Source organism: Moorena sp. SIO3H5, assembly GCF_010692395.1.
GTDB lineage: Bacteria > Cyanobacteriota > Cyanobacteriia > Cyanobacteriales > Coleofasciculaceae > Moorena.
The window spans coordinates 1-6598 of sequence record NZ_JAAHHS010000410.1; the positions used below are offsets into that span (position 1 = coordinate 1).

General features: G+C 46.8%; 5 protein-coding genes. 1 reads left to right on the forward strand and 4 read right to left on the reverse strand.

What is annotated here, in order from left to right; translation table 11 throughout:
- Positions 1-14: 14 nt before the first annotated feature.
- Positions 15-1250, reverse strand: a complete 1236-nt coding sequence (locus tag F6K52_RS29725) for an LL-diaminopimelate aminotransferase (RefSeq protein WP_293087270.1) — start codon at positions 1248-1250, stop codon at positions 15-17.
- Between the two features lie 49 nt (positions 1251-1299).
- Here F6K52_RS29725 and F6K52_RS29730 point away from each other — a divergent pair, with 49 nt between their 5' ends.
- Positions 1300-1839: a GNAT family N-acetyltransferase gene (locus tag F6K52_RS29730; RefSeq protein ID WP_293087273.1), complete on the forward strand. Its 540-nt coding sequence runs from the start codon at positions 1300-1302 to the stop codon at positions 1837-1839.
- Positions 1840-2048: 209 nt separating this feature from the next.
- Here F6K52_RS29730 and F6K52_RS29735 read toward each other — a convergent pair whose 3' ends face one another.
- The 3 genes from F6K52_RS29735 to F6K52_RS29745 form a co-directional block, all read right to left on the reverse strand.
- Complete coding sequence (locus F6K52_RS29735; RefSeq protein ID WP_293087276.1) at positions 2049-2624, reverse strand: Uma2 family endonuclease; 576 nt, start codon at positions 2622-2624, stop codon at positions 2049-2051.
- Positions 2625-3026: 402 nt separating this feature from the next.
- Positions 3027-3659 carry a transglutaminase family protein gene (locus F6K52_RS29740; protein ID WP_293087279.1) on the reverse strand — a complete coding sequence of 211 codons (633 nt, stop codon included), beginning with the start codon at positions 3657-3659 and terminating at the stop codon, positions 3027-3029.
- A 73-nt stretch (positions 3660-3732) separates the two neighbouring features.
- Positions 3733-6598: CHAT domain-containing tetratricopeptide repeat protein (locus tag F6K52_RS29745; protein WP_364420360.1), on the reverse strand; the 2866-nt coding region annotated here is incomplete at its 5' end.

Sequence of the window (6598 nt, forward strand, 5' to 3'; positions counted from 1 at the left end):
TCGCAAATACGCAACTAGACTTTGAATTTATCGGTAATTCGCTGCATCGCTTCGTCTACATTTTCTCGACTATTAAATGCGGAAATGCGGAAATAGCCTTCTCCTGCAGCACCAAATCCAGAACCAGGGGTTCCGACTACATTGGCAGTGTTGAGTAATTTATCAAAGAAATCCCAACTGGATAGACCATTAGGTGTTTTGACCCAAACGTAAGGGGCATTTACGCCACCATAAACGGTTAAGCCAGCAGCTGTTAGTTGATCGCAAATAATTTTGGCATTTTCCAGATAGAAGTCAACTAGTGCTTTAACTTGCCCTTGGCCTTCTTCAGAATAAACGGCTTCAGCGCCTCGTTGTACAATATAGGAAACCCCATTAAACTTAGTACAATGGCGGCGGTTCCAAAGTTTCCACAGTTCTACATCTGAACCATCGGATGCTTTGGCTGTTAGGGTCTTCGGTACTACTGTTAATGCACAGCGGGTGCCGGTAAAGCCTGCATTTTTGGAAAAAGAGCGGAATTCAATGGCACAATCCCTTGCTCCCTCAATCTCGTAGATGGAGTGGGGTAGCTCTGGGTCAGTGATAAAGGCTTCGTAGGCTGCATCAAAGAAAATTACCGAGCCATTAGCTTTGGCATAGTCTACCCAGCTTTTGAGGTAGTCTTTGCTAGCGGTTGCTCCGGTAGGGTTATTAGGGAAGCACAGGTAAATTAAATCAACCTTCTCGGAGGGAATCTCAGCGGTGAAGTTGTTCTCGGCGGTAATCGGTAGATAAACCAAACCCTCATACTTACCAGCATCATTAGCATCCCCGGTATGACCAGCCATAACGTTGGTGTCTACATACACGGGATAAACTGGGTCAGTAACGGCAATCTTGTTATCTTTTCCAAAGATGTCGAGAATGTTACCGCTGTCGCACTTGGAGCCATCGGAGATGAAAATTTCCCCAGCCTCAATGTCACACCCCCGACTTTGAAAATCGTGGGTAGCAATTTTTTCCCTTAACCAAGGGTAGCCTTGCTCTGGACCATAACCTTTGAAGGTGGCGCGATCGCCCATTTCTTCAACAGCTTTGATTATGGCGCTGCGGCAGGCGGCTGGTAGTGGTTCGGTAACATCACCAATCCCCAGCTTGATTAGCTTAGCATCGGGATTGGCTTCTGCGAAAGTATTGACCCGTCGCGCAATTTCGGGAAATAGGTAGCCAGCTTTGAGTTTGAGGTAGTTATCGTTAATGCTTGCCATAGTAGATTGCTATAAAGGCCCTCAAAACAGCTTACACTTCTTTTAGAAGTTGGGAATAGGGAATAGGAAATCGGGAATCGGGAATCGGGAATCGGGAATCGGGAATGGGGATATCCGAGAAAAAATGTTAATCCGTAACTACCAGGTATCAGATGCCAAAGCTGTTTTCGATGTCTACAAAAATGCTATCATGGGGATAGCTTCACAAGCGTATAATAGTAAACAAGTAGAGATTTGGTCATCCTATCCTAAGGATATCGACCAGTTTACAAAACGGCTGAGTATGGGAATAACAGTTGTTGCGGTTGATAGCAATAATATAGTGGCTTTTGGTCAATTACATCCCGCTAATCACATTGATTTACTGTTTACAGCAAAAGACTACTCTCGCCAGGGTTATGCTACAGCGATTTACCAACAATTAGAAGATGAAGCCTTAAGGCAAAGTGTTAATTGTCTCTATACTGAAGCGAGTAGAATTTCTAAGTATTTCTTTCTAAAACAGGGATTTACTATTATTGAACCGGAGACTGTATTCCTCAGTGGGGTAGGGTTTGAACGGTTTAGGATGGAAAAGGTAATTGGGTAAGGGAGTAGGGAGTAGGGAGTAGGGAGTAGGGAATAAAAATTATCAAAATTAATTTAGGTACTCTAAATTAGAATAGGGTCTCTCATAGCTATGAGGTACAAAGAATTTTTTACCTCTTATCACTTCCGGCTTCCCTCTTACCTGCTCCCTGCTCCCTGCTGCCTAAAACCGAATAATTTATATATTCCCCAAAGAATAATTGCTATAGCTTACGCATTGATTACCTCTAAAGCCGTCAACTTCAAATCACTGAAAGTCTGGGAAACAATCTGCTGATCACCTCTAAATTCTTGTTTTTGATAACTACCGTTTTTCAAAACCAGTACAGTTACTAATTGCGCTTGGGAGTCAATAATCCAATATTCAGGAATAGCCCTTTGTTGGTATTGTTTTACTTTATCACTATAATCACGTTGGTAGTTTTCATCATTTTGGTTTCTGTAGGGGCTAACTACCTCCGCAACAAACTGTGGGGGCTCCATATCAAGGGTGATAGTTAGGCGTTTTTCGGTTTGGATAAGATGTTGTTCCGTAAGCACTACCAAATCAGGATAGCGGTTTTGAGGATTTCCTGGAACTTGCAATTCACAATTGTGAATCTTGATTAAACGAGGATTGATTTGTTGGGCTAATTGATACATTAGCCACATTGCCCTCCAACTGTTTGGTTCACTCTCCGGTGGCAATTCTACTAACTCCCCATCAACCAGTTCATAACGGTTATCTGTACCGTCGTCGTATTCCAGGTATTGGTCAAACGTGAGTTTGGAGGTGGTTTTAACCATCGTGCCATTCGCAGTTACTGACTTTAATCCTACAGTTTCTAGCTAAAGGTTTTTTAGGGCGTTCCGGTACCAGCTCTTCTATAGCATCCCGTAGCCTTTCCAGGTTTCGGCTAAGCATTCAACAGTGAGCTAAAAGCTCACGCGTGCGCGTTCAGCCGTGCGCTTAGTGCATTAGCTCATATCTAATAGTGGATAGCTTAAGGTTTGCGCATGGTAAAATACTGGACAGATTGCTTGTTTTGGATGTAGCGATCGCTTAGTTAATGATTTTGTGATCGCTCATTTTTTTTTCTCTATCCACCCTTACGATCCTTACCATCCTTAAAATACTTACCACCCTTAAGGGAAGCCTATTGCTGGAACGCGCATCTTCCCTGTTCCCTGTTCCCTGTTCCCTGTTCCCTACTGATAGCTGTTCGTGTAGCGTGCGCGTAGCGCATAAGCTTCAAATTCCTCCAACAAAACATCTGGCAAACTACCAAGCATTTCATCCCAAGTAGTGCCAGCCTGTAATGCTTCGATAACTATAGGAAGTGGTTCAGAAAAAATGTTAGGAAAGTCAGCTTCTCCAGGAAATCGAATGCTGAAAGCTAATTGCTCCTTTGGGGGATTAAATTGAGCATCAATTCCCTCACGGTTTCCTCTGGAATCAATTCGATACCAACCGAATTCAGGTAAGTAAACCGCATTCAAACCATGCAAACTGTAAGGCTCACCGTCGTCATTAATACTTAATCGCTGATAACAAAAGCCTGCTGGAATTCCATTGGCTCGTAATAGGGCAGCGAGCAAATGGCTTTTTGCGTAACAATAACCAGTTTTATACTTAAGTACATCCGAGGCACGACAGGTGACAGGATTCATTTGATAGTCAACGCTATGGCGAATCTGATCTCGAACCCACTCAAAACAGGCTTTTGCGTAAGCATTCGATGTTTGATGCTCTAGGGCTATTGTCTTCGCCAGTTCCAGAATTGTAGGATGTTGCCAATCGATGATTGCACTGGTTTGTAGATAGTCTTCTAGACTTTTCATGTTACAAAGGGAGCAGGGAATCGGGAATCGGGAGTGAAAAAAATCTCAATTAAAGTAGGGTGGGCAAACTAATTTAATCATTAATACTCCTTTGAACCAAAGGGTTTTTGCCCATCCGACAAACTACTACCCACACTACGCACAATACAGATAATATACATACAACCAGCAACACCCACCCCCTTAAAGTCCCCACAGTCTTCATCGGTCGCCAGTTGCCCGAAACAATGAAACTCGCCCAATAATAAGGATGCTGATACCTCTGGTCTTTCAACATTTGCAGTTGGGTCTCCCGCAGAGCCTCGCTGCGCCCCATGTTCTGGTCTAGCAAGCGCTGATAGTAAGCCAGCATCAGCTCTTTGGTGGCTTTATCCTCTACCTTGCGCAAACTGATCAGCTGAGTTTGTGAACCGGCAATCACAAAAGCCCGACGCAACCCATAGATGCCCTCTCCTGAACTAATCCGTCCGGAAGCAGTATCGCAAGCCGATAAGACCACCAACTCGGTGCCAGACAAGTTAAGTCCTACGGCTTCCAAGGCAGTGAGTACCCCATTTTCTGCACCCGTAGGCTTCTGCTTAACCCCTGCTAGCACTAGTCCGGACAACAGCATGGGATTGTCATAGAGTGTTGTCAGTTCTTGATTGGGAGCATTCTCAGAGAAACCATGGGTAGCAATATGCAGTATCCTGGGACTATTGACTCCTTTGACTGCTGACTCTGTGGCCTTACCACCGAGTAGAGGGGCTACTCCCAGCTTCTTAGCGATTTCTTTTACTTCCTCAGCCGTGCCTGGTAATGGTGAAAAGTCCCGCTTTGATAGGTCAATGGAACGGGTAAGGTGGGCACTGGCGAGATTGCTATGATCGTGATTAGCACTAAATTCAGCAGCAGAACGGTCAAAGTCAGGATTGCCCAACAACACCGGAGCAGTTTGACTGACAGATTGCTGGGATAATCTGAGTAAGTCCCTGCCAGAGGTAAGGTAAGTAAAACGATAGTTTTCCACCAGATAGTCCTGCTGCTGATCCACCAGGGCTTCAAAGGGAATCAGGTTGAGCTCTCCGTCCGGGGAAAGTAAGATCTGTCGAGTAGACCCTAAAAGTTGGCGCACAGGCTCCATTAACTTCTGATCCACTTGCCGTGCGGCTTGCTTCAAATCAGCTGTGGGTGTTTTTTTGTCTTGAAGAGAGAGACGAAACTGCTCCAGGTCTGATTCAATCAACTCAACTTCCCCTAAGTCAATGCCTTGGGGGTCTCCTTGGGAATGAAGCACGTAGGCAGCGTAGCGAGGGAGACCAAAGCGTTGATCTTTTGTCGCTTTAGGATGATAAGGTCGATACTTGACCAATTCCACTAGGGCCGTATTAGCTGGAATCAGCTTTTGAATGGCTTCGAGAGTCACACTTTGGTTAGCTGTGCGAAATTCCGGGCTGCTACGGCTAATTTGATTCTCTAATTGCTTGGCTTGTTCAGAGAGAGACTTTAACCTATCTTGATAGTATTTAGCAGGTAGATTTGCCGGTCGATTGTAGGTCAGGTCGGCTCCTTGAGTGGGGTTAGGATTGAGGTCATCGAGTAACCTCTGGTTTTCAGGGTCTAAGCTTTGGCTGTAGAACAAGTTTGCTAGTTGAGTGCGGGTAGCGTTGAGGTCATCGAGTAACCTCTGGTTTTCAGGGTCTAACTGTTGACCCAGGATTTGCTGGCTGTTGGTGATGAAATCGAGAACGCGACCTTTTCGCCGCAGGATGGTAGTCAAAGCCAGACGCGCTGCTCTGGGATTGTTGGGAGCTGCTTGGAGGTGCAGATAAATGACTGCATTTGTGCTACCAGAGATAGTATCAAGGTACTTTCGCTTTTGAGACTCAGGACCAGCAACCAAATTGGAGTGGAGGTTCCGTTCTTCTACCTCCAATCCTTGCTCCAACAGCTCAAGGGCAGAGGTGAACTTACCTTGACTGTAATACAGTACCCCCAGGTTGTTGAGGCTGTATCCCACATGTGGGTGGTCTGGTCCTAGCCGCCGTTTTACAAGCTGTAAGGCTTGCAGGTAGAGGGGTTCGGCCTGTTGGTACCTGCCCTGGCTAGAGTACAGTCCTGCCAGGTTGTTGAGGCTGGAGGCCACATCGGGGTGTTCCTCTCCTAGCAAGCGTTTCCTAAGGTCTAAGGCTTGCAGGTAGAGGGGTTCCGCCTGTTGGTACCTGCCCTGGCTAGAGTACAGTCCTGCCAGGTTGTTGAGGCTGGAGGCCACATCGGGGTGTTCCTCTCCTAGCAACCGTTTCATTAGCTCTAAGGCTTGCTGCAAGAGGGGTTCCGCTTCTTGATACCTGCCCTGGCTATAGTACAGTGAAGCCAGGTTGTTGAGGCTGGAGGCCACATCGGGGTGTTGCTCTCCTAGCAAGCGTTTCCTAAGGTCTAAGGCTTGCAGGTAGAGGGGTTCCGCCTGTTGGTACCTGCCCTGGCTAGAGTACAGTCCTGCCAGGTTGTGGAGGCTGGAGGCCACATCGGGGTGTTCCTCTCCTAGCAAGCGTTTATTCAGGTCTAAGGCTTGCAGGTAGAGGGGTTCCGCCTGTTGGTACCTGCCCTGGCTAGAGTACAGTCCTGCCAGGCTGTTGAGGCTGAAGGCCACATCGGGGTGTTGCTCTCCTAGCAAGCGTTTATTCAGGTCTAAGGCTTGCAGGTAGAGGGGTTCGGCCTGTTGGTACCTGCCCTGGCTATAGTACAGTGAAGCCAGGTTGTTGAGGCTGGAGGCCACATCGGGGTGTTGCTCTCCTAGCAAGCGTTTATTCAGGTCTAAGGCTTGCAGGTAGAGGGGTTCGGCCTGTTGGTACCTGCCCTGGCGAAAATACAGTCCTGCCAGGCTGTTGAGGCTGGAGGCCACATGGGGGTGTTCCTCTCCTAGCAAGCGTTTCCTAAGGTCTAAGGCTTGCAGGTAGAGG

What these genes read in the sequence shown, in the direction of transcription:
- F6K52_RS29740 (WP_293087279.1), bottom strand. Translation starts at nt 3,659, where the DNA reads ATGAAAAGTCTAGAAGACTATCTACAAACCAGTGCAATCATCGATTGG.
- F6K52_RS29725 (WP_293087270.1), bottom strand. Translation starts at nt 1,250, where the DNA reads ATGGCAAGCATTAACGATAACTACCTCAAACTCAAAGCTGGCTACCTA.
- F6K52_RS29735 (WP_293087276.1), bottom strand. Translation starts at nt 2,624, where the DNA reads ATGGTTAAAACCACCTCCAAACTCACGTTTGACCAATACCTGGAATAC.